21 protein-coding genes and 1 pseudogene are annotated in these 24,010 nt (G+C 38.0%); 6 read left to right on the top strand and 16 right to left on the bottom strand.

What is annotated here, in order from left to right; translation table 11 throughout:
- Nucleotides 1-5: 5 nt before the first annotated feature.
- The 4 genes from GQR56_RS08210 to GQR56_RS08195 form a co-directional block, all read right to left on the bottom strand.
- The gene (locus GQR56_RS08210; RefSeq protein ID WP_024610751.1) at nucleotides 6-392 is read right to left on the bottom strand and encodes a DUF3192 domain-containing protein; all 387 of its coding nucleotides are present in this window, start codon (nucleotides 390-392) and stop codon (nucleotides 6-8) included.
- A 69-nt stretch (nucleotides 393-461) separates the two neighbouring features.
- A complete protein-coding gene (gene xni / locus GQR56_RS08205) occupies nucleotides 462-1,235 on the bottom strand; it encodes a flap endonuclease Xni (RefSeq protein WP_166110267.1) in 774 nt (257 codons plus the stop codon).
- Nucleotides 1,236-1,245: 10 nt separating this feature from the next.
- The gene (ppnN, locus tag GQR56_RS08200) at nucleotides 1,246-2,589 is read right to left on the bottom strand and encodes a nucleotide 5'-monophosphate nucleosidase PpnN (RefSeq protein WP_166110262.1); all 1,344 of its coding nucleotides are present in this window, start codon (nucleotides 2,587-2,589) and stop codon (nucleotides 1,246-1,248) included.
- A 72-nt stretch (nucleotides 2,590-2,661) separates the two neighbouring features.
- The gene (locus tag GQR56_RS08195; RefSeq protein ID WP_166110259.1) at nucleotides 2,662-4,197 is read right to left on the bottom strand and encodes a GGDEF domain-containing protein; all 1,536 of its coding nucleotides are present in this window, start codon (nucleotides 4,195-4,197) and stop codon (nucleotides 2,662-2,664) included.
- A gap of 204 nt (nucleotides 4,198-4,401) precedes the next feature.
- Between GQR56_RS08195 and GQR56_RS08190 the strand changes: the two genes are divergently transcribed.
- From GQR56_RS08190 to GQR56_RS08170, 5 genes and pseudogenes are all read left to right on the top strand, one after another.
- Nucleotides 4,402-6,189, top strand: coding sequence for a PDZ domain-containing protein (locus GQR56_RS08190; RefSeq protein ID WP_166110256.1), 1,788 nt, complete (start codon nucleotides 4,402-4,404; stop codon nucleotides 6,187-6,189).
- A gap of 180 nt (nucleotides 6,190-6,369) precedes the next feature.
- Nucleotides 6,370-8,460, top strand: a complete 2,091-nt coding sequence (locus tag GQR56_RS08185; protein ID WP_166110254.1) for a bifunctional diguanylate cyclase/phosphodiesterase — start codon at nucleotides 6,370-6,372, stop codon at nucleotides 8,458-8,460.
- 79 nt (nucleotides 8,461-8,539) lie between these two features.
- A pseudogene (locus GQR56_RS08180) lies at nucleotides 8,540-8,844 on the top strand (S46 family peptidase); the annotation flags it as partial.
- Between the two features lie 470 nt (nucleotides 8,845-9,314).
- A complete protein-coding gene (locus GQR56_RS08175; RefSeq protein WP_166110251.1) occupies nucleotides 9,315-10,655 on the top strand; it encodes a hypothetical protein in 1,341 nt (446 codons plus the stop codon).
- A gap of 212 nt (nucleotides 10,656-10,867) precedes the next feature.
- On the top strand, nucleotides 10,868-12,139 hold the full coding sequence (locus GQR56_RS08170) for an aminotransferase class I/II-fold pyridoxal phosphate-dependent enzyme (protein ID WP_166110248.1): 1,272 nt from the start codon (nucleotides 10,868-10,870) through the stop codon (nucleotides 12,137-12,139).
- 165 nt (nucleotides 12,140-12,304) lie between these two features.
- On the opposite strand, the gene GQR56_RS08165 is transcribed toward GQR56_RS08170, so the two are convergent.
- From GQR56_RS08165 to hisG, 11 genes are all read right to left on the bottom strand, one after another.
- Complete coding sequence (locus tag GQR56_RS08165; RefSeq protein WP_024611089.1) at nucleotides 12,305-12,991, bottom strand: LipL32 family surface lipoprotein; 687 nt, start codon at nucleotides 12,989-12,991, stop codon at nucleotides 12,305-12,307.
- Nucleotides 12,992-13,487: 496 nt separating this feature from the next.
- Nucleotides 13,488-13,679 (bottom strand): DUF1289 domain-containing protein, encoded by a 192-nt coding sequence (locus tag GQR56_RS08160; protein ID WP_166110245.1) that lies wholly within the window; start codon nucleotides 13,677-13,679, stop codon nucleotides 13,488-13,490.
- Between the two features lie 2 nt (nucleotides 13,680-13,681).
- The gene (locus tag GQR56_RS08155) at nucleotides 13,682-14,227 is read right to left on the bottom strand and encodes a hypothetical protein (RefSeq protein ID WP_166110242.1); all 546 of its coding nucleotides are present in this window, start codon (nucleotides 14,225-14,227) and stop codon (nucleotides 13,682-13,684) included.
- A gap of 109 nt (nucleotides 14,228-14,336) precedes the next feature.
- Nucleotides 14,337-14,951 (bottom strand): bifunctional phosphoribosyl-AMP cyclohydrolase/phosphoribosyl-ATP diphosphatase HisIE, encoded by a 615-nt coding sequence (gene hisIE / locus GQR56_RS08150; RefSeq protein WP_007580656.1) that lies wholly within the window; start codon nucleotides 14,949-14,951, stop codon nucleotides 14,337-14,339.
- Nucleotides 14,942-15,721 carry an imidazole glycerol phosphate synthase subunit HisF gene (gene hisF, locus GQR56_RS08145; RefSeq protein WP_166110239.1) on the bottom strand — a complete coding sequence of 260 codons (780 nt, stop codon included), beginning with the start codon at nucleotides 15,719-15,721 and terminating at the stop codon, nucleotides 14,942-14,944. Before hisF ends, hisIE begins: the two co-directional genes overlap by 10 nt.
- Nucleotides 15,703-16,437 (bottom strand): 1-(5-phosphoribosyl)-5-[(5-phosphoribosylamino)methylideneamino] imidazole-4-carboxamide isomerase, encoded by a 735-nt coding sequence (locus GQR56_RS08140; protein ID WP_010552951.1) that lies wholly within the window; start codon nucleotides 16,435-16,437, stop codon nucleotides 15,703-15,705. The genes hisF and GQR56_RS08140 overlap by 19 nt, the downstream gene beginning before the upstream one ends.
- A 33-nt stretch (nucleotides 16,438-16,470) precedes the next feature.
- Nucleotides 16,471-17,061 (bottom strand): imidazole glycerol phosphate synthase subunit HisH, encoded by a 591-nt coding sequence (gene hisH / locus GQR56_RS08135; RefSeq protein WP_002960265.1) that lies wholly within the window; start codon nucleotides 17,059-17,061, stop codon nucleotides 16,471-16,473.
- The gene (gene hisB / locus GQR56_RS08130) at nucleotides 17,058-18,119 is read right to left on the bottom strand and encodes a bifunctional histidinol-phosphatase/imidazoleglycerol-phosphate dehydratase HisB (protein ID WP_166110236.1); all 1,062 of its coding nucleotides are present in this window, start codon (nucleotides 18,117-18,119) and stop codon (nucleotides 17,058-17,060) included. Before hisB ends, hisH begins: the two co-directional genes overlap by 4 nt.
- On the bottom strand, nucleotides 18,116-19,225 hold the full coding sequence (gene hisC / locus GQR56_RS08125) for a histidinol-phosphate transaminase (protein ID WP_166110233.1): 1,110 nt from the start codon (nucleotides 19,223-19,225) through the stop codon (nucleotides 18,116-18,118). Before hisC ends, hisB begins: the two co-directional genes overlap by 4 nt.
- Nucleotides 19,215-20,516 carry a histidinol dehydrogenase gene (hisD, locus tag GQR56_RS08120; protein WP_166110230.1) on the bottom strand — a complete coding sequence of 434 codons (1,302 nt, stop codon included), beginning with the start codon at nucleotides 20,514-20,516 and terminating at the stop codon, nucleotides 19,215-19,217. Before hisD ends, hisC begins: the two co-directional genes overlap by 11 nt.
- 5 nt (nucleotides 20,517-20,521) lie before the next feature.
- The gene (gene hisG / locus GQR56_RS08115) at nucleotides 20,522-21,421 is read right to left on the bottom strand and encodes an ATP phosphoribosyltransferase (protein WP_007580644.1); all 900 of its coding nucleotides are present in this window, start codon (nucleotides 21,419-21,421) and stop codon (nucleotides 20,522-20,524) included.
- A gap of 420 nt (nucleotides 21,422-21,841) precedes the next feature.
- Here hisG and GQR56_RS08110 point away from each other — a divergent pair, with 420 nt between their 5' ends.
- Nucleotides 21,842-22,078 (top strand): hypothetical protein, encoded by a 237-nt coding sequence (locus tag GQR56_RS08110; RefSeq protein WP_166110227.1) that lies wholly within the window; start codon nucleotides 21,842-21,844, stop codon nucleotides 22,076-22,078.
- Between the two features lie 67 nt (nucleotides 22,079-22,145).
- Here GQR56_RS08110 and GQR56_RS08105 read toward each other — a convergent pair whose 3' ends face one another.
- Nucleotides 22,146-24,002: a cytochrome c/FTR1 family iron permease gene (locus GQR56_RS08105; RefSeq protein WP_166110326.1), complete on the bottom strand. Its 1,857-nt coding sequence runs from the start codon at nucleotides 24,000-24,002 to the stop codon at nucleotides 22,146-22,148.
- Nucleotides 24,003-24,010 lie beyond the last annotated feature (8 nt).

The following is a 24,010-nucleotide window of genomic DNA, read 5'->3' as shown; positions in this document are numbered from 1 at the left end:
TGGCATCACTTAATGATTTCTTGATATTTATTGTAGGCACTTGGTCCCCATAGCATAAGTTGACCATTTTTAAATAAAAGCCCAGTACATTCATCCATAGTCGTTATACCATCAGACGTAATATGCTGCGTGCGATAAAAAACAATTTGCAGTACTTGTTCTCCATCACGTTTTGCGTAAGTAAGATCTGGGCTACCTAAGTAATCAAGTACATTATTAAGAGTAGTTTGTTTTTCAAGAGTTAGCTTTTCAATAAAGCGTTTATTAAAGGCTTCACGATCTTGCCATATCATTGCCTGAGGATCGTCTTTATAAAAGGTAATTACCAACGTTGCTATAAGCGCATAAAGACCTAAACCTAAAATTAAATACCTAAAAAACTTTTTCAACATAGATTACTCTAACTGCCGTGACTAATAATAGTATACGTATTGCGTATACTACGTGCTATTAACTTGCGACTAATTAAGTCTTAACTGCTTTAAACTAAAGCCTAAATTTATATCTGTTCGCAAACTGACCAGCTGCTTTGAAATAACATACATATCCATACCAGCGTCGAGCTTTTTATGAATGCTTGGGCTAAGTGATTTATCCTCTAAGGCGTGCTCAATTGATTCATAATTATTAATAAGCTGCTGAGCTGATTTTGTACCAATACCTTTTATACCAGGGATATCATTTGTTTTGTCACCGGCTAAAGCCCAAAAATCAATAAGCTTGGTTTGCTCAACCCCAAAACGCTCTTTTATACTATTCTTATCAAGATATTGTTTTTTAAAATAGTCGTAAACAGTGATGTAATCACCCAAATGAGGTAAAAAACCTTTATCGGTAGATACTACGGTATTACTTATATTATTGCTTGCTGCCTTAGATGCAAGGGTGGCAATAATATCATCTGCTTCGTCGTTTATTGGCTCGAATACTACAATACCAGTTTCTTCAATCGCATTTTTAAAATGCAATAAAGCGTCTTTTAAGGTTTGTGGCATAGGTGCGCGCGAATGTTTATAGTCTTTATAAAAATGATAACGCCAGCTTCTATCACCATCAAATACCGCAATGGCGTGTGTTGCATTGGTTGTATTTAAAAGTTTTTTGCAAGCATGAGCAACACGAGCACTGCATGTTTGTATCATTTGCTCATCACTGTGATGTTTTTGATTTACGTCAACTGCGTAAATGCGCCTAATTAAGTTAAGCGCATCAATAAGGAGTAAGTGGGGCTTCAAACTATATAACTCATGCTTTTATTTTGTAACACGGAATATATTTACTACCAGGGAGTTTCATACGACCTTGGACAACAAATGCTTGTAATAACTTATCCATACTTTTCATCAGGGCAGGCTCGCCGCTTAAAATGTATGGACCATTCTGTTTAATGGCTTTAACACCTTCGTCTTTTACATTGCCGGCAACAATGCCTGAAAACGCTCGTCGTAAATTAGCGGCTAATAGCTGCTTTGGCTGATTAAGGTGTAAATCAAGACCTGCCATATTTTCATGTGTAGGTACGAAAGGTTGCTGAAAATCGTTATCAATTTTTAGCGTCCAGTTAAAGTAATATGCATCACCTTCACTTTTACGATAATTACGTACATTAGACATTGCTGACTTTAGCTTTTGACCAACAAGTTCAGGGTTATCAATAATAACTTCAAACTTATCGAGAGCTTCTTTACCCAGTGTCATTTCAACAAATTTACAGAGCTCTTTAAAATAGGCTTCACTTTCTTTAGGTCCGGTCAAAATAACGGGTAAACACTGCTTAGTATTATCGGGATGAAGTAATATACCTAATAAATACAAAAGTTCTTCGGCAGTACCTGCACCGCCAGGGAAAATTATAATTGCGTGGGCGGTTCTAATAAATGCTTCAAGGCGTTTTTCTATATCAGGTAAAATAACTAATTCGTTAACAATAGGGTTTGGTGGTTCGGCTGCTATAATGCTTGGCTCTGTTAAACCTAAGTAACGATTATCTGTAATTCGTTGTTTGGCATGACCAATAGTAGCGCCTTTCATTGGACCTTTCATTGCACCTGGTCCACACCCGGTACAAATATTTAAACCGCGTAAGCCTAATTCGTAACCTACTTGTTTAGTGTATTTATATTCAACTTCGTTAATAGAGTGCCCGCCCCAACAAACAACCATATTTGGTTCTATGTTAACGCGTAATGCATCAGCGTTTCTGAGCATATCAAATACCATATGAGTAATGGCTTTTTGTTCTTTAAGGTTTTTTTCGTATTTTTGACAAATAAATAAAATATCACGGATGACTGAAAATATATGTTCGTGAATACCTGTAATTATTTCGCCGTCAACAAAAGCAGTAGATGGTGGGTTTTTAAGCTCGATTTTAATGCCGCGTTCGCGGCTTACTAATCGTATATCAAAGTCTTTGTATTTATCGTAAATGTCGTTACTTTCGTCTGTATGACTACCCACATTAAGAACAGCAAGCGCGCAATTTCTAAATAGTTTGTAGCGCTCACTGGCTGAAGATTGCTCTAATAAATCAACTTCTAATTGCGAGAGTAAATCTAAAACACCAGTTGGGTTTAATTGTATTAGCATCGGTATTCTCCTTGCTATTTTTACGTAAATTAACTACTTAGCCATAATATTTCTTAAATAAGAAAGATGACATTATTTACTCATACAAAGACGATCTCTACCTGTATTTTTTGCTTCATAAAGTGCATCGTCAGCTCTATCAAAGGCGATAATTGGTGTATCTCCTTTTCTAAATTGAGTTGCCCCCAAAGATATTGTTATCTCAATTTGCTTATCTCTAAACTTAAAAGGAATGCTTTTAATCGCTTTTCTCAATTTGTCTAATGGGACGGCAGCATTTTCAATTGTCATATCGGTCATTAGTAATACAAACTCTTCACCGCCATAACGGGCGATAAAATCTGATTTTCTAACTGATTTTTGTAACGCTTTTGCAATAACCTGCAATGTGATGTCGCCGGCTGTATGTCCAAACCTATCATTAATAGATTTAAAGTGATCAACGTCAATGACTACAAGGGTAACATCTGAAGCTTGGACATTAAATAGGTGAATTTCGTGATTATATCGTTCATCAAATGCAGCACGGTTAGGTAGTTTTGTTAGACTGTCTAGCAAGCTTTTAAAGCGTTGTTCGTTTAGTCGCTTTTTATACTTAGTGAGTTTGTTTTCGAGGGTACCAATACGGCTATTTATTTTATCAAAGCTCGATACCAATACTTCTCTATCAGCGCGTTCTAGCTGCTCTTTTGCAATAAAGTCTTTACTGAGTGATTTTAGTTCGTTGTCTACAAGCTCTTTTAAAGATGAAATTGAGGTCGCATTTTGCGTTTTTTCGTTAAGATTTTTTATCTTATCTTTAATATTTTTATTTAAAGTATCAAATTCCAGTCCCATAGACTGCGAGTGTTTGCTTGTAGAAACGATTGAATTGTGAAGTTCTTCAAGTGTTTGATTAAGAGAAGCTAAAAAGCTTTGCGCTGACTCTCTCTCTTTATTAATATTTTTAACAATAACGCTAATTATATTTATTGCAGCGTCAAGCAATGCACTCATTGTATCGCTTTTTGTAATTTTGTTTTTAATTATTTTAATTTCTTCAGCTGCTTCATCTTCAAGAACTAATGCGTTAGCTAGTTCAAGTAGCTCTTGGGCTAACGCCGGGGTTGCTGTTGATTGGTCGTTAGAACCGCTATTTAGTTTAGAATTTAAAGCATGATGATAAAAAGTAATCAGTTGGTTTAATAAAGGAAGAAAGTCGTGCGTAGATTGAATGTTATTAATTTCGTTATCTAATAAGTTTCTTAGTGATCTGCGAGTATCATCTGGTAATCCAATGATTTTTTGTAATTGTTTTCCCGCGTTAAGTACACTTGCATATAAGTCACGTTGTTGCGCTAATTGTACAGATTCTTGATTTTTTAATAACGTAATGATTTCGGTTATTAAAGGTGATAGATATTCAAAACTAACTCCCTTAGTAAGAGCATTTCTAAATTTAGCGAGTCTATTATCTAGCTCAGTGTCAAGCCCTTTACAACTTAGCGATAATTTAGCTGATAAATTAGACAGGGTATCTACTTGATATTTACGTGCATCCTCAATAGCCATTCGAGCATCGATTGCTTGTTTGAGTTTTTTATCTGTAGCTTTAGATTTTTCAGACACCTAAGCATACCGCCATCGAGTTAGTTATATTACCCTCAGTTTACAACAAATTTTTATTATGTGTAGCTATCTAGCTAAAAACTTAGCATTTTTAATAATGTAATGCGCATAAACTTATATACACAGCCATTTATCGTATTTAATTCACTTTTAAATAAGGGCTTGTTAGTCTTGTAAGTAATTAAGTTTCCACTAAGAGTCTCTATGAAAAAGTTATTAGCCCTTTCTATTTTAGCTTCATGTTCAGCACCTGTTTTTGCCGATGTAAATTATTCTTTAGCAATATCGCAACCACAACACCATTTAGGTGATGTAAGTGTTGAGTTTCCTAAAACAGCGCAATCACATCTTGATATAAAACTTCCAGCATGGCGAACAGGTCGCTATGAAATGCTAAACCTTGCCAACGGCGTTCGCTATTTCAAAGCTAAAGATGAAGATGGCAAAGAGTTAAAGTGGGAAAAAATAGACCACAGTACGTGGCGTGTACACCTTAATGAGCCAACAGAAGTTAATGTTGACTATCAAGTGTATGCAAACGAACTTGGTAAGCGTGCTCGCCACATAGATGATAGCCATGCATTTATAGATGCGTCAGGCTTTTTTATGTTTAGTGAATCATTTCGCCAAGAACCTGTAACCGTTAATTTAGAAGTGCCTAAAAAGTGGCGCTCGGTATCGGGTATGGACAATTTAAAAGGTAAAAATTCATTTAAAGCCGCCGACTACGACGTGCTTGTTGATTCGCCAATCGAAACTGGTATAAATCAACTACACACATTTGAAGTAGATGACCGTGAATATGACTTAGTAGTATGGGGTGATGGTAATTACGATGTAGATCTAATGCTTACAGACCTTAAAAAATTAGTTGCTACCGGTAACGTAATTTGGGAAGGCTATCCTTATGAACGTTATGTATTTATGGTACATGCAACGTCGGGTGCTGGTGGTGCAACTGAGCATTTAAACTCAACTATTATACAGCGCCCACGCGATCGATTTGGCAGCCGAGAAGATTACCTCGCATTTATAAGCACAGCTGCACACGAATTTATTCATACATGGAACGTAAAAGCGTATCGCCCTCAAGGTTTAGTACCATACGACTACACTAATATGAACTATTCAAAATTGCTTTGGATTGCGGAAGGTTCAACAAGTTATTTTGAAGATCATTTATTAGTGCGTTCAGGCATTGAAACAACGGATGAGTTTTTTAAAGTGATGAGTAAAACTATTAATCGTCATTTACAAACACCAGGACGTGAAGTACAAAGCGCAAGCGAAACAAGCTTTGATAAATGGATTAACCAAGGTGGCGACCATGCACGTAACTACAGCACCAATATTTATTCAGAAGGCTCGTTACTTTCACTTGCTTTAGATATCGACTTGCTAGAAAAAAGCCAAGGTAAAATAAGCTACCGCGACGTGCATAAAGCACTTTATAACAATCATAAAATGCCAGCAGGTTTTACAGACGTAGATGTGCTTAACATTTTAAAAGATTTAACAGGGCGTGATTACTCAAGCTGGTGGCAAGAAAATGTAGAGTCGCCTGCAAATATTAACTTTGATGAATTGCTTGCTAAAGTGGGTTTGAAATTTGAGCGCCCAGAAAAAGCAAAAGCGCTTGCAAGTATTGATGCTACGGCTAAAAATACAGGCGAGCTACTTACGCTAAGTTACGTTCGTCGAGGCGGAAGCGCATGGAAAGCTGGTTTAACTACCGATGATAAAATTGTTGCTATAAACAAGCATCATGTAGGTAAAGATTTAAAAACTAGCTTAGAAATATATAAAGCAGGCGATAAAGTAACCGTTGACTATCTTCGTCGTGATGCACTTGAAAGCTTAGCATTAGTATTATCAGAAGATTTTGATAAGCCTAAAGCAGTTGCTGCTGATAAAGAAGCAACACCGGAGCAAAAAGCGCTGTTTAAAGCGTGGATTGGTGTGGAACATCCAAATGATGTGACAAAAAAATAAATTCAGTTTTTATAGAGTTTAAATATAGTTAACAATTATTAAAAAAGAGCTTCGGCTCTTTTTTTGTTTTGCATAATGACGTATATAATGTACATGGAAATTTAATATTAAAATTAAATTTAATTATTATTTAGTATTTTTCTATTATTAAATAAAGTTATTTATGGATATAACCTCAAAATGAAATTAGATAACGAGACTTCAAACTTAACCCATCAATTTGTAATTAACGACTATTTGCATCAGTTATTTGATGCGGTAAATGTTATTTCTGTTCAAGGTTATGACAGTGAACGTCGTGTTATTTATTGGAATGAAGGGAGTGAGCGACTTTACGGATATACCAAAGAAGAAGCCATAGGGCAAAAAATAGAAGATCTTATAATTCCAGAATCAATGTGTGAATTTGTAATTGACGCACACAGTGATTGGGTAAAAAAAGATATAGAAATTCCAGCATCTGAAATTACCTTACAAGACAAAGATGGAAACAATGTACCGGTTTTTTCTAGTCATGTTATGTTTACAAATCAATACAATACAAAACAAATGTACTGTATTGATATTGATTTATCGGATGTAAAAAAGGCACAAGCAGATGCGTCATTTAATGAGCATATGCTAAAAACTATTTTTGAGGCAATTCCTGACTTATTTTTCTTGATGGAAAATGATGGAACTATTATTGAGTATCATGCGAGTAACGAGACCGATCTTTACACCAAGCCAAAGCAGTTTATCGGAAAAAAAATGGGTGATGTACTCCCTAACGATGTAGCCAAAAAATTTGAAACCTATATCAGTCTTGTATTAGAAAAAGAGCAAATGATGAGCTTTAAATACGAGCTAGCTTTGCCTCATGGACTCGTTTTTTTTGAAGCAAGAATAAATAAAATAACAAAACATAATCAGTTAATGGTTATTATTCGAGATATTACAGAGCAGCATAAGTCAGATGAACTAATTAGACATCAAGCGTATTACGATAGTTTAACTTCACTTCCAAATCGTTTTTTAGCACTTGATCGTTTGTCGCAATTACTTATTGAAGCACAAAGAAATAATGAGAAAGCGGCAGTACTGTTTTTGGATTTAGATGATTTTAAAAAAATAAATGATTCTTTAGGTCATGAAACTGGAGACAAACTTTTAATTGAATCAGCGCAAAGGCTGCAAGAGACACTGCGAAAAGAAGACACGGTAGGGCGCCTAGGTGGAGATGAATTTATCATATTATTACGAGGTGTAACTGATGATCATGCTGCGTTAAAAATTACTGAAAAATTGCTCAACAATTTTAGAACCCCTTTTAAAATTGAGGGGCGGGAACTCATACTAACAGCGAGTATTGGTGTAGCCATATACCCAGAAAATGGCACTACAGTCGATGATTTATTACGAAATGCTGACACCGCAATGTATCAAGCTAAATCATATGGTCGTAATACTTATTCATTTTTCACTAAAAAAATGAATGTAATTATTCAGCGCCAACTAGTAATAGAAGAGCAAATGCGTGGTGCCCTTGAACGTAATGAATTCGAGCTATACTACCAACCTCAAATTGATGTTAAAAATAAACACATAATTGGCGCAGAAGCGTTATTACGCTGGCATAACCCCGTGTTAGGTAATGTAACTCCCGATGAATTTATACCTATTGCCGAAAATACAGGACTAATTGTACCCATTGGCAAATTTGTGATTAGCCAAGCTTTACACTTTTTAAACACATGGCAAAGCACCTGTAAACGCCAACAAAAATATACAATGGCTGTTAACTTATCTCCTCGTCAATTTAGAGATGTAAGATTACTTAGCTTTATTCAAAACTCACTGAGTGAAGCAAATGTAAATCCCGAAAGTTTAGAACTTGAAATCACAGAGGGAGTATTGATGAGTTGTCACACTAATGTTGTTGATATACTGACTGAGATTACTGCATTAGGCATTAACTTATCAATGGATGACTTTGGTACCGGTTATTCATCATTAAGTTATTTGAGAGAATACCCTTTTAATGTACTAAAAATAGATAGAAGTTTTATTGATGGTATTGTGCTAAACAATGAAGATTGTAATCTCGTAAAGGCAATTATTGCCATGTCGCACAGTTTAGGACTGACAGTTGTAGCCGAAGGGGTAGAAACAAAAGAGCAGCATACTTTATTGAACGAATTGGGCTGTGATTTTATGCAAGGTTTTTACTTTAGCAAACCAATACCAGCAAAACAGTTCCTTGATTTATCGATGAATTTTGATAAAAAATAAGATTAAGTACTCGATTGTAATAAATCATTGCACGGCTATTGACCTTATTATCCCATGTTTGAATCGCCAGAAGACTTAGAGGTTACAAGAGTAAATTAAAGCCAAGCTTTATGGTGATTACACCGGTGGCATGAATACAGTACCAGTTAACTTTTTATCAAATGTAGACACTACCGGTGGTATTCAGGTTCGCCAACACTTAACGGCAAAGCAGAGCTTGTAGGCTTACTGTTTGACGGTGTTCACGAAAGTATTATTGGTGATTGGGATTACAACCCTGAGCTTAACCGCTCAATTCACGTTGATTCGCGCTACATGCTGTGGGTAATGGATAAAGTAGATAATGCACAAAACTTGTTAGACGAAATGACAATCGTAAAATAAGTAATTAGTGAGATAAGAGAAGGGCGCTTACCGTAAAGGAAGCGCCTTTTTTATTGATGTTTGATTCGCTTGTTTATGACTGCAAAGTGCTAGCTGCTGAACTTCAAGGCGTGAATCGATACTCTGTTGGGTGGCGTCTTCGGCTTAACCAACCTACCTTTTGACGTAGGTCGGATAAGTGGCGAAGCCACGCCATCCAACACAGTAAAATACCTTGCCAATTATTATCAATATTTTATGTTGTCGAGTAGCTGGAGTGTGCCAACAGCAGACATTGACATTACTTTTCAAAAACCTCGGAATTGGACAGCTAAGCCACCAGAGCGGTCATTCAGGTTATTTCTGAGCATGACCTAAAAATGTGAGAAACAGAAGGTCTCCAAGTTTTACCTCTATGGCTCTAAAGAAGGTATAACAATAACTTAAAGTTATACGAAAGATATGTATAATAATTTGAATAATAAAAATAAATGGAATTAAATTTAATGAAAGCCGTACATTACTTCTCTTTTTTCGCATGTCTTTACTTTCTTTTTCAAACAAGTGCATTTGCAAAAGCTGACGTAAATATACAGATCAACAAATCAGTGGAAACATTATCGCTTATATACACTACTGGCACTCCTGCACAAAAAATTGCCTTCGTTAATAGCCCAAATGACTCACGTACCAAAAGGTGGAAACCTGTTAATAATGAATTTGAGGTTGTTTATGAAAAACATCAAGAGTTTATTCAACGAATAGATGGTAAAGCCTTTAATCATGTGCAACTTAGCTTAACACCAACTTATAAGCATTTGCCTAAATCTTACGCACCTATAGCACCATTTTCAGACGGAGGTGTTCTAATTCATACGGGCCGTTTATTTGCATGCATCGACCTATGCTCGGATGATGATAATGGTTGGAAAATCAAAATAGAAGTAGAAGGAAATGCCCATTTTATTGCCAATGGAAAAGTTAACTATCAATCCGAAAACTGGCTTGGTTATGATGATGGACAATACGTTTATATAGGGCAACAAAAGCCTATAGATGAGCCAACGTTTTTAGCCATGATTGATCAAGGGTTGCCTGAAAAAATGAAGATGGAACTTAGCCAATCACTACCAAAAACAATGACGTTCTTTGAATCACATTTAGGAGAAAATAGTAGTAGTGTTAAACCGATGCTATTTGCCTCATATTCAAATAAAAAGGGGAAAGATATTCAAGGAGGTGTTCTGCCTAATCAAGTGTTTATCCATTGGGATATGGATAACTTGGACGAAAAATTAAAAGAAAAAAACTTTATTAATAGAACTTTATGGATGTTTGCACATGAAGCTTCACATTTTTATCAAGATAGCGCTTCATTAGTAAGCGATAAATCTGAAAGCTGGATACATGAAGGTAATGCAGAGTGGTTATCCGCTATAGCCTTGCGGGAATTTTATCCCGAAATTATTGAGCTATTCATTAGTAAAAAGTTAAACCAAGCAAAGTCAGATTGTGCCAATGCTTTAACGAAATATTCATTAGAAGATGCAGCTAGGAAGGGTAATTACCGATTGTATTATCAATGTGGGATCATTATTCACTCTCTAATAGATAAAAAAACTCGCGAATTATCAAAAGGAAAACAATCTATTTTTAATGTTTGGAATGATTTTAAAGAACAAGGAAAAAACAAAGGTAAAACGGGGGCAGTAGGTTTTTGGGCTGTGACTGAAAAATATATTTCTAGTGATATGCTACAAGGGCTAAAAAACTTAACTACGGATAAGTTAACAGACCCTGAAAATCACATTAACCAATTAGAATCGTTATAAATGAGCGCTCGTTGCTCATTTATTTGAGTCAATCAAATGGCAACAATGAGCTTGAAACAGCCTACCGCAAAGACAAAGGCTGACGGTCTGCTCTTCGCTCTTATCAGCCCTGAACTTAAATCAAATCACCTCAACATTCTTTAAAATATTTCATGTGCATTTTATAACCAAGAAGTGCTAGCTTAGTGGTAAATTAATTGAAGGAAATAATTATGAAATTAGAGTCATTAGCACTGCACCACGGTTACGAATCTGAGGCTACCACTAAATCTGCAGCGGTGCCTATCTATCACACTTCTTCTTATACATTTGATAACACGCAGCATGGCGCTGATTTATTCGATTTAAAAGTACCTGGAAATATTTACACCCGCATAATGAACCCAACCAATGCCGTACTTGAACAACGTATTGCTGCAATGGAAGGGGGCATTGGTGGGCTGGCTGTTGCCTCTGGGATGGCCGCTATTACGTATGCTATTCAATGTTTGTGTGAAGTCGGTACTAATATTGTAAGCACCAGCCAAGTATATGGTGGCACGTATAACTTATTTGCACATACCTTACCTAGGCAAGGTATTGAAGCACGCATGATTAAAGCCGATGACTTTACCGCGTTCGAGAATGCAATTGACGACAACACCCGCGCTGTTTTTTGTGAATCTATTGGTAATCCGGCAGGTAATATTGTTGATATTGAGCGTTTAGCACGCATTGCACACAGTAAAGGTGTGCCGCTTATAGTTGATAATACTGTGGCTACGCCGTATTTATGCCGCCCATTTGAGCTGGGCGCCGATATAGTGGTTCATTCACTTACTAAGTATATAAACGGGCACGGTACTGCCATTGGCGGCATGATTGTCGACTCAGGAAAATTTGATTGGAAAGCGAATGCTACGCGTTTTGCAATGATGAACGAGCCCGATCCGTCGTATCACAACGTGGTTTATACCGAAGCCTTTGCTGAAGCTGCATTTATTGGACGTTGTAGAGTCGTGCCACTTAGAAATACCGGCGCAGCCCTTGCGCCTAAAAACGCATCTGACATTTTAATCGGCCTTGAAACCTTAGGCTTAAGAATGGATCGCCACTGCGAAAATGCACAACATCTGGCTGAGTATTTAGAAAATCATCCAAAAGTACTTTGGGTTAATTACGCAGGATTAAAATCAAGCCCGTATAACGAAATGAGCCAAAAAATCACCAGTGGTAAAGCATCGGGTATTTTAAGCTTTGGTATTGAAGGTGGGCTAGAGGCAGGTACTCGTTTTATTGATGCGCTAAACATGATTTTACGATTGGTTAATATTGGCGATGCCAAGTCGCTTGCGTGTCATCCTGCATCAACTACACATCGTCAATTAAACGATGATGAATTAGCAAATGCTGGTGTAAGTCGCGATTTAATTCGCTTATCGGTCGGCATTGAAAACATTGCAGACATTATTGCCGATGTAAGCCAAGCGCTCGATAAAGCGTAAATTATTTTTGCTAGAAATAAGCTTAATCTGCTAAAAATAAAATACTTAAGCACGACTTAAAATAACTACTTATCTACCAAATTATCCAATAGTAAAAGTGATAAATACAAAAATGCCGCTCATTTTAAATGAACGGCATTTTTAATTACCTAATAAAATTAGATATTAACCTTCGTTAACTAGAGCTTGAAGTTCTTCAAGGCTTTTAGCAATTTTGATGCCTGGTACGTTAGTACCAACAGTCGCTTCAAAAGAACCTTCGATAGCTGAACGGAAAGATGTAAATGAGATACGGTAAACACCACGTACTAACGCTTTAGTTGGGCTGCTTACTTCACTAACGTGGCGAATTAAAGAGTTATAAGTACTTCCACCTGGGTTAGCTGGTAATTCGCTGCTGTCATCATTGTAAGTTAGAGTTTGTAAAGATTTACCACCTTTACTGATCTTAGCGCTATCAACGATGTCTAATCGATCTAATACAATGTAAGTATCGAAGAACGTATCAGGATTACTTTCATTAAGTTTTGTATATGCATCACTTACGAAATCAGTGTCACTTGGCGTGCCCGATGCTGGAGAAACCATTGATACACCAATTTCATCAATTGCTGCTGGTACCCATACGAATAAGTAGTATGCATCTTTTTCTTTGTACGTACCTTGTGGAGCAGTACCTTTATCAATGTAACCGAAGTAGCTAGCATAGTTTGCATATGGTAAACGTGCTTCTATTCCAGCAACACTTTCTGAATTAGAGCTTTTTAAAGCCGGACCAGTAGTCATACAAGCTGTTAAAGATGTTGCCATTGCCGCAACTAATACTGCTTTTTTTACGATTGAAAAGTTCATTCTATTCCTTGTTATATTTTGTAATTATATGTTAAATCATCATGATTTTACGGCGGGGATTATATATTAGAATTGTTGGCTATGAAATACTCTCCAACAAATAACTTCTTTTTAATTGCATGCAAGGAAGAGTATAATCTTTAGTGTATGCAAAGTATAAATCAGTTTAAAGCACTAAAGTTAAAAATTAAAAATAGTAACTTAAAATTTTATTTTATTGTTGTTTTTAAAAACCCTTGATTTCAAGTCTTTGTATTTATGGTTTTTATTTTTAGATTTAGATGGTTAATTTGAACATGCCGTTTAAGGTGTTAATCATAATATAATTCAATCTATTATTGCATTATTTTAAATAAAAGAAGTTGTTAAAAGTTTTTATTATGAGCATTTATCGTTGGTTAAATTATCAATATTAAACATTTATTTATTTAGAGCGTTTAAATTAATTATGTAAAGCTAATTTTAAACCTATCATTATTTAAGTTTAAACAGTATTTCATACCTTTTTTATTTCAGCGCGCGGCATTGCGAGTATTTGTTTTTTTTCATCTTCAGATAATATAATCCAATCAAAAATCTCCTCATTTGTGCGCCCACAACCGGTGCAGTAACCGCTGCGCCTTTCGCATATTCCTAGGCAATCAGTTTTAAATTTAGATGGTTTTTTGTTTTGATTAAATTGGCGCATTATTAAAGCCCTAACGGTGGTGCAATTTCAAAGCGAGTAGTGAACCCATTACCTTCTTGATTGGTAGAGAGTGTAATGACAGGGGTTTTAGTATCAAGTACAAAGGTGCTGTAAATTGAATTTGCTGTTTCTTTTTGACTTTCAAACCAACCTACTGTTGTTAAGCATTGGCGTAATTGCTTAGCCAGTTTTTGATGGGACTTTACGGTTTGCGTTTGTGTATTAACAGGTGTTTGGCATTGGTAGCTTGCTTGCTCTGACTTATTTAAAGTAACCGTACAGCTTGCTCCAATAATATGAGTATTAGTACGCCATTGATTAGTAAACTGGTTATTTACTTTATCTGTTTTGATTGAATTAAAACCAGACTCATAACCATTTATTAGGTTATTTATGGTGCTGCATTCATCGGGTGTTACTGTGGTTTTTACAGGCTTTGTCGCTGTAGTTTTTGTAGCTGTCTGATTAGTTTTGCTGGTACAGCCCGCTAAAATAAACGCGAAGACTAAAATAAATGCGACAATAGAAGGAGTAATATAGTTTTTCATAGTTCACAGTAACCGATTAATTTAGCCACGCACTATATCACACGTGATTTACTGTAAAAATAAAAAGGCCCATAAGATATGAGCCTTTTTCAATTTGCTTTAGCAGGTGCTATTTATGGCGACCTTGCAAGCATTTAACTACATCTTCAAGGGCTAAGCCTTGGCGTTGTAGCAATACGGTAAGGTGATAAATTAAATCAGCAGACTCGTTTGTTAGCTCATCGTTATCGTGTTTCATAGCGGCAAGGGCAACTTCTACGCCTTCTTCACCTACTTTTTGACAACTACGGCTTAAGTCTTTTGCAAATAATGACGCTGTGTAGCTTTTTTCAGGATCATCGTTTTTACGCGCTACAATCACATCTTCTAACTGTGCTAAAAAGCTTAAACTTGGTTTTGCTTCATCACCAAAACAGCTTTGTGTGCCTAAGTGGCACGTTGGACCTTCTGGGTTGGCAAGTACTAAAATTGAATCGTAGTCACAATCGGTATGAACAGATACTACGTTTAAGTAGTTTTCTGATGACTCACCTTTAGTCCATAAACGCGATTTTGAACGTGAGTAAAACGTCACTTTATTACTCTCAAGCGTAACATTTAGTGCTTCGCTGTTCATAAAGCCTTGCATTAAAATAACACCAGAGCGGGCATCTTGAATAATAGCAGGGATCATTTCACTTTTAGCGAAATCGACTTGAGCTTGGTTTTGTTGTGTTACTTGCATAATCTTGCTGCCACTTGGTTATCGGTTAAAAATTGTTTTAGTTGGCCAATGTTAATCACATTTTTATGAAAAACGCTGGCGGCTAATGCACCATCTACTTTGCTTTGTTTAAATACATCAACAAAATCTTGCATTGATCCCGCACCGCCAGAGGCGATTAAAGGAATGTTACATAGCTCGCGGATTTTACTTAACTGCTCGTTGTCGTAACCGTTACGAACGCCATCTTGGTTCATACAGTTTAATACAATTTCGCCTGCGCCTAAGTCTTGTACGCGTTTAACCCATTCTTGTGTTTTATAACGCGTACGGCTTGATGCATTAGGATCGCCAGTTAATTGGTAAACTAAATATTCACCAGTCGTTTCATCAAAAAAGCTATCAATACCTACAACAACACATTGCTTACCAAACTCATCGTGTAATTCTTTAATAAGTTCAGGGCGTGCAATAGCAGGGCTGTTAATGCTTATTTTGTCAGCACCGCGCTCTAAAACACGCGCTGCATCAGCCACTGATTTAATACCGCCGGCTACACAAAATGGAATATCGATATTGCGTGCAATGCTCTCTACCCAGTTTACATCAAGTAGGCGTTTTTCAACGCTTGCACTGATTTCGTAAAAAACCAGTTCATCGGCGCCAGCTTCGCTGTAGGCTTTAGCCATTGTCAAAATGTCGCCAACAACTTCATGACCTTTAAACTTAACGCCTTTAACTACTTGACCGTCTTTAACGTCTAAACATGGAATTATGCGTTTTGATAACATGCCAATGCCTCCTCAACGCTAAATGCGCCATCAAGCAGAGACTTGCCTAAAATAACGCCGCCAACACCTAGTTCTTTAAGCTTTTTAATGTCGTCAAGTGAGCTTACGCCCCCTGAGGCTTGCACTTTGATTGTGCTGTTATGGCGAGTTAGATCTTCGTAAAGCTCAAATGATGGACCCGTCATGGTGCCATCCTTACTGATGTCCGTGCATAAAAAGTCGATAACACCTAAGCCCACGTAAAAATCTACCAGCTCAAGTAAACCAAATTCAGATTCACTTAACCAACCGTGTGTAGCAGGTGCCCAGCCCGTGGCTGTTTTATTTACATCAAGAGCAATTACAAAATGCTCTGCGCCAAATTGCTCAATCCAGGCTTTTACTTGTTCGCGTTTTTCTACTGCCATTGAACCAATAACAACTTGGTTTGCACCGGCTTTTAGCCAATCACTTACATCTTGCTCTGAGCGAATACCGCCGCCCACTTGGTAAGGTACGTTAAGTGCTTTGGTTGCAGCTTGAATATGTTTCCACTGTTTTTTACTTGGATCGCGTGCACCTTCTAAATCAACAAGGTGTAGTTTACCTGCGCCGCTGTCGGCGTATTCTTTTAAACGCGCACCAAGTTCGAAAGGGTAAAACTGTGCTGTGTCGTATTTACCCTGGTACAAGCGCACAATTTGATTTTGTAATACGTCTAATGCTGGAATAATCACAAATAATCTCTTTTTTGTTAGTTAATGGGCAGCTTACAACTGCCAATCAACAAAATTTTGTAATAAACGTGCGCCAACTTTAGCGCTGCGCTCTGGGTGAAATTGCATGCCCGCGTAATTGTCTTTAGCAACAATGGCTGAAAAGGTTTGACCGTATTCGCCGCTCACGAGTGTGGCGTCGTTTACGGTGTGCGCAAAGCTGTGAACAAAATACACTTGCTCATCGAGCGTTAGCCCTTTAGTTAATGCATGCTCTTTGTTAACACTTAAGTTATTCCAACCCATATGCGGCGACGTTAAGTTGCCTACATCAAGCGCTTTTACTTGCCCTGGTATTTTACCTAGGCACTGTACGTTACCTTCTTCGGTGCTTTCGCACAGTAACTGCATGCCTAAACAAATCCCCATAAGCGGGCGCTGGTATTCATTTATAGCTTGTTGCCAGCCGTTATCTACTAGGCGTTTCATAGCAACCGATGCGTGACCTACACCTGGCAATATAGCGCGCTCAAAACCCGCTAATTGCTCTGGTGAAGTAATTACTGTTGGCGTTTGCCCTAAGCGTTCAAACGCAAAACGTACTGAATTTATATTGGCACAACCGGTATTAATTATGGCAATCATAAACATCCCTTAGAGCTGGCTGTTTGTTGGGTGGTGTCTTGTACTACTGCCATGCGAAGAGCGCGTGAAAACGCTTTAAATAAACCTTCTACCTGGTGATGACAGTTACCGTCGCTTACCGATAAAATAAGGCTAATGGCGGCGTTATCACTTAAGCTTTTGAAAAAGTGCTCAACCATTTGTACGTCTAAATCACCGGCTTTTTCGCGGCTAAAGTTAGCGTTTAATACAAATGATGCACGACCCGATAAATCAATTTGTGCTTCGGCTTTACACTCATCCATAGGAAGAGCAAAACCATAACGCGCAATTTGCGATTTAGTACCGAGGGCTTGTTTAAGTGCTACACCAAGAGCAATACCAATGTCTTCAACCAGGTGGTGCTCGTCTATGTGTAAATCGCCTTTGGCTTTAATGTTTAAACCAATGTTTGCGTGCGTGCGAATTTGATCAAGCATGTGATCAAAAAAGCCAAGTCCGGTGTCTATGCTGCCATTTTTAGTTTGATCTAAGTTTATTGCCACATCAATTTGGGTTTCTTTGGTATTGCGTGTAACACGACCTTCGCGGTTTGCAGTGGTCAATTTAGTCACTATCGCACTCCAATCGCCGTCGTATAAAATACCTTCACAACATAGGTTTTGAGCAAGGCCAATATCAGTTTCACGGTCGCCAATAACAAAAGAGCGTGCTAAATCTACTTTGCCTGAGCGCATAAGCTCGGTAAGTAAGCCTGTTTTAGGTTTACGGCAGTCGCAGTTTTGCTCGTTAAAGTGAGGGCAAATTAATACTTCGTCAAAGCTAATGCCTTGGCTTTGCATTATGTCCATCATTTTGTCTTGTGCAATATCAAAGTCAGCAGTCGGGAAGCTATCTGTGCCTAAACCATCTTGGTTAGATACCATAACTAAACGGTAACCTGCAGCTTGTAATTGTAATAACGCAGGAATAACACCAGGTAAAAATGCTAGCTTTTCAAGGCTATCTACCTGTTTGTCGGTAATTGGCTCTTCAATGATAGTGCCGTCGCGGTCGATAAATAAATAGGGGTTGCTCATGATACTTCGTTTCCTGCTAAAGATGCTGTGGAAGCTGGCGTTTGTAGGCCATCTAACCAAATTTTTACTTGTTCAAGTTCTTGTTCACTACCAATTGAAATCCGTAGCCAGTCGTCTTCACTGTATAGCGTAAAAGCGCGCATAACCAAACCTTGCTCAAGTGCAATTTTAAAATAGTTTTTATCGGCTAATTTTAAAGTAACAAAGTTACCTTCACCAGTGAGAATTTTTAATGCAGCAGGGGATGCGTTTAGCCAATCCACTAATTTAGCTTTTAAGCTATTTAAAATAGTAACTTGGCGGCGCATTGATGTAATTGCATCGGGTGCAATTGCTTGCGCTGCAATACTTGCTACTACGCCCGATACCGGATACGGCGCAATGACTTTGCGAATTGGCGCAAGAGTTGCTGCTTGTGCAAGGGTAAAGCCTGTTCTAAGGCCTGCCAGCGCAAAGGCTTTAGAAAGCGTACGCAAAACCACTACATTACTAAATTCATTAATAAGCTTAGTCGCGCTTTGCTCTGGGCAAAACTCTATATAGGCTTCATCAACAATAACTAATGCTTTACCTGCAAGTGCTGTTGCAATCGCTTTTACTTTATTAAGTGGCGTTAAGCTACCCGTTGGGTTATTTGGGTTACAAATAAACACCAGTTTTGAGCTGCCTACAGCTTCGATTATTTCGTCAACACTGCCATTTAGTAATAACTCTTGGGTAAGCGCATTAATGCCAACGTTGTGTGTATCGGCCGTTACTTTGTACATACCGTAGGTTGGTAAAAATAGCGCAATACTATCTTTAGCTGGTTCACAGTATGTGCGCACTAAAAGCTCAATGCCTTCATCTGCGCCGCGCGTCATTAATATATTTTCGCTTTCAAGCTCTGTATAAGCGGCGTATCTGTCAATAACCAGTTGCGGTTGCGGATCGGGGTAGCGATTTAAATCCTCAATACTCAGTTCAAGATTTCTAGCATACGGGCTTTCGTTAGCATTTAGCCACGTAGTACCGGTTAGCTTTTCACTTTTTGCAGAGCTGTATGCAGCAAGGGCTGCAATATTTTTAGGTAATAAGCTAGACGCTTGTGCGCTCTCATTGCTCATTTTTAATTGCCTCTAAACGAATTGAAACCGCATTAGCGTGGGCATCAAGGCCTTCTGCATCTGCAAGTGGTAAAATAGCTTTTGAAAGCTGGGTTAAACCACTTTTAGTAATTGTTTGCACTGTGTATGTACGAAAAAAATCAAGCAAGTTTAAGCTAGAATATGTTGCACTGTAACCATATGTTGGTAACACGTGGTTAGTACCCGATGCGTAATCGCCTGCAGATTCTGGCGTGTAGTCACCTACAAATACTGAGCCTGCGTTTATAACTTTATCTAGGTAAGGTGTTGCATCGCCTAGTTGTAAAATTAAGTGCTCTGGGCCGTATTGCGCCGATACATCAAATGCTTGCTCAATTGAATCAACTAAAATAAGCGATGAATTGGCGAGCGCTTGCTCGGCTGTTTCTTTACGGCTCAAATTAGCCAGCTGGCGTGTAAGTGCCTGCTGAGTTTGTTCTATTATACTTTCGCTGTTACATAATAAAATAACTTGCGAGTCTGCACCGTGCTCTGCTTGTGAGAGTAAATCGGCGGCTATAAATTCTGGGTTTGCACGTTCATCTGCAATAACAAGTACTTCAGACGGACCTGCTGGCATATCAATTGCCATACCTGGAATAGTTTGCGCAACGAGCTGTTTAGCCATTGTTACAAAGCTATTACCTGGGCCAAATATTTTGTTCACTTTAGGAACCGATTCGGTGCCATAAGCCATTGCTGCAATTGCGCCTGCGCCACCACTTTCTATCAAAGTAGTAATGCCACATAACTTAGCTGCATATAAAATAGCAGGGTTAATCGCTTTATTACCTTGTACCGGTGTAGCAAGTACAACGGTTTTTGCGCCGCTTAACTGCGCTAATACACCCTGCATAATTACCGACGATGGCAGTGGAGCACTGCCACCGGGTACATAAATACCGACTGCTTCGATGGCTTGATATTTCAGTTCACATACAACGCCTGGTTGGGTCGATAATTTAATATCTTTTGGCAATTGCGCTTCGTGAAAACGTTTAACGTTTGCATAAGCGGTATCAATTGCGTATTTAAGCTCTGCACTTAGTGCTTGCTCTGATGCGTTAATTTCATCAAGCGGAACACATAAGCGAGGGTTAGATCTATTATCAAACTCTTTAGCCATACTAAGTAAGGCTTCATCGCCTTGCTCTTTTACGTTAGCTAAAATAGTTTTGCATATAGCTTCAACCTTGGCACTGGCAGAAACTGCAGGGCGCATTAGCGCCGCTGCTTGTACTTGTGAAGATTCCTCATTCCAACGAAGCATGGCACTTACTCCATCATTTTTTCAATTGGCATAACTAAAATAGAGTTAGCGCCTAGGGCTTTTAACTGCTCCATTGTTTCCCAAAATAATGTTTCGCTGCTTACCATGTGAAGTGCTACGTATTCATCGTTACCAGCAAGGGCAAGTAGAGTAGGCTGACCAGAACCTGGTAAAATTTCACAAATTTCATCAAGTTTGTTTTTTGGTGCGTGTAGCATGATGTATTTGCTTTCTTTAGCTTGTCTAACACCACGTAGGCGCGGCATAAGCTTATTGATTAGTGCTAGTTTGTCAGCATCTTGAAGATCTTTATTTTGAATTAAACAAGCGTTTGATTCTAAAATTGTTTCGCCTTGAATCAAGCCGTTAGCTTCAAGTGTTGCGCCAGTAGATACTAAATCACAAATTGCATCAGATAAACCCGCACGCGGTGCTACTTCAACAGAACCAGTAAGCATTACTGTACTTGCGTTAATACCTTCGCGCTTTAACCACTGAGTTAAAATTTCTGGGTAGGTAGTAGCAATACGTTTGCCTTCAAACCAGCTCTTATCGCGAGCGCCAAGCTCTTGTGGCCATGCTAGTGCAAGACGACAGTAACCAAAGTCTAGTTTTGAAAGTTTGGTTACTTCACTTGGAACACCTTGGCGTTCACGTTCTGCTTGAACTTCTACTAGTACGTTTTCGCCAACTATGCCTAAGTCACATACACCGTCCATTACTAAACCCGGAATATCGTCATCGCGCACACGTAGTACGTCAATTGGCATATTAGTTGAGTGTGCAATTAAGCGTTGTTCACGAAGGTTAAGTTTAACACCTAACTGTTTTAGTAGATCTTGACAATCTTTAGATAGGCGGCCGCCTTTTTGGATGGCGATACGTAGACGATTACTGTTGTTCATTATTCATTTTCCTTTAATTTAAAAACTAAAAACCCCGAGGGGAACCTCAGGGCGAAAATGAATCAATGTTATTTGAATCGCCAGAGGTTCCTTTTAGGAATAACCTCTCAGCGAAAGACCTGACAGGTTATTCCGGTGAATGGTGGTGATGATGTACTGTTGTCAGGTTTAAGCGCATTTTTTATCCTATATAACTGCCCGTTATTTTGTTAACGTGAAGTTGTTATCTGTTTAAATAAATTTCGCATTCATAAAAACATAAACGACCATATTATGGCAAGTTTTTTTTAGCTTAATTAAAGCATATCTTATAACTGTCGATAATATTAAAGTAAGATGAGTGATTTCAACAATATATTTGTTTGTTTATTAGTCAAACCAAGTGATTAGTTAATAAAACAATAAAATAAGGAAGTACACATGGATATCATGATCCCTTATTTAGGAAGAATAACCAGGCTAGAAGTTGAGTCTAAAGGAGCATTCCATATTGCAGGAGTGCAAAGTGGTGCTGCGACTGAAAAGGTTGAGCTAGAGAATAAAAAAAGGCGTGAGTTACAAAAAAAGAAAAAGCTTAATACGTTTGATGATCAAACCCAAAGAGCAAATACAAACTCAGATGATGAAGATGGTCCACATTTAGATACATGGGCTTAGTACATTTTAGAACTTTAAGCTAATGAGAATAAAAGGCCCAAATTGGGCCTTTTAACTACATTTTAGTTTACTTTTGGTTTTTGCCTTTAAAGATATAAAATCCAAATATCGCAATAACAATTAACTGGGCAGTCACTCCTTGCCATGTTGATTTAATACCAAGCCATACTAAATCAATATTAATAGGCAAGGTCGCAATGCCAACAATATCTGCCTCTTGAAGCGCCGTTACGGCTTTGCCCATAAGCACAAACGAAAGTAAGAACAACAGGTACGTCGTAATTGCAAAAAACTTAGCAACAGGTAATTTTATTGAGTATTTTACTAACACCCAAGTAATTACAGCGAGTATTGCTACGCCAATGGCAAAGCCCATAGCAATAGACGAGTACTGCTCAGTGGTGCTTTGTGTAAGCAGTGACTGATAAAACAATACAGTTTCGAATACTTCACGATAAACGGCTATAAACGAGAGCCCAGCTAATCCCCAGAGGGTTCCTGATTCAAGACGTTTATTAATATTGTTTTGAATATAAGCTTGCCACTGTTTTGCACTGGTTTTGCTGTGCATCCAAACACCGACATACAGTAATATTACGGCAGCAAGCATAGCGCCAACACCTTCCATTACTTCTCGGCTTGTACCACTTATTTCTATCAATGTTTGCGCAGCAGCCCACGTTAAGCCACCAGCAATAAGCGCTGCAATCCAACCTACATGAACATATTTTAACGCATCTTGGCGCTTGGTTTTAATAAGTACGGTCATTAATGCAATAACAACTAGTAGTGCTTCTAGTCCTTCGCGAAGTAAAATAACCAAACTTGCTGAAAGCAGGGCACTGTCGGTTAATTTTGTTTCGTTAAGCATGTTGCTTGCTTTTGCTAATTGGGCAAGCGCAGCTGTTACTTTTTCATTTACGATGGCAGTATCTTTTTCTTCTTTAAACGTTTTGCGCAAATCCATTAATTGCACTTCAATGCTTTTACGTAAATTTTCATCGTATGCATTTAAGTTATTTTCAACTAGTTCAAAACCATCTAAGTAAGCACTAATCGATAAGTCACTTGCTTGAGAATAATTACCTTTAGCATGTGCCTGTTGGGCTGCAAGTAATTGCGTACGTGTAACCGATATAGGATCTTTTTTTGCGCTAAACAAATGTTCAGGGTTGCCACGCAGCCATTGCACATATTGCTTTTGAGTATCATTTAGCCCTACGCTGAGTTGTGCAGGATTAAGATTAACAATTTGTGATGCTGTTATGTTTTGCTCAACGTTTTTAGGTTGTTCTACAGACTGAAACGCTAAACTACCTACATAAAATGCTAAAGACCAACGCTGTTGCTCGTTAAATTGAGTAAAAGCGACCATCGGTGTATCTTCAATGCCGTTGCTTACAGCATCAAACAATCCCATTAAAGAACGGTTAGTTGCACGTTCTTCATTTGTAAAATTAGTCGGTTCTGGTGTTAAGTTTTTAGCTAAAGGACCATCGCCTTTACCACTTGGACCATGGCACATTGAGCAGTTAGCCGAAAAGAGGGCTTTAGTTTGCTCAATAGGTAGCAAAGAATTGGGTAAAGAAAGTTGTGGCATGAATTTTAGTAAGGATTCGCGAAGAACAGAGCTAGCAGCACGAACTTCCTCAACGCTGCCTTTGTTAGATATAATACTGTGCAACGTTTGTGCGTGAGTTTTTACAATATCAAATTCATTTGTATTACTTGTAAGTGACGTTGCTTGACTGATAATTACATTAGAAAACTCAGTCATTTCTTGATATTCGTCAGCGTCAAGAACTTTACCATTACCCACTGCGGCAACGTAATCAACACCTACATATTCGGCAAGCTGTGCAATTTGTTTAATTTTCGTTTGCTGTTCAGGTGAAGCCGAAACAGAAAAACTACTCAGTACCATAAAAAATA

Source organism: Pseudoalteromonas sp. Z9A5, assembly GCF_011378875.1.
Lineage (GTDB): Bacteria > Pseudomonadota > Gammaproteobacteria > Enterobacterales > Alteromonadaceae > Pseudoalteromonas.
This window is presented reverse-complemented; position numbering and strand designations above follow the sequence as displayed.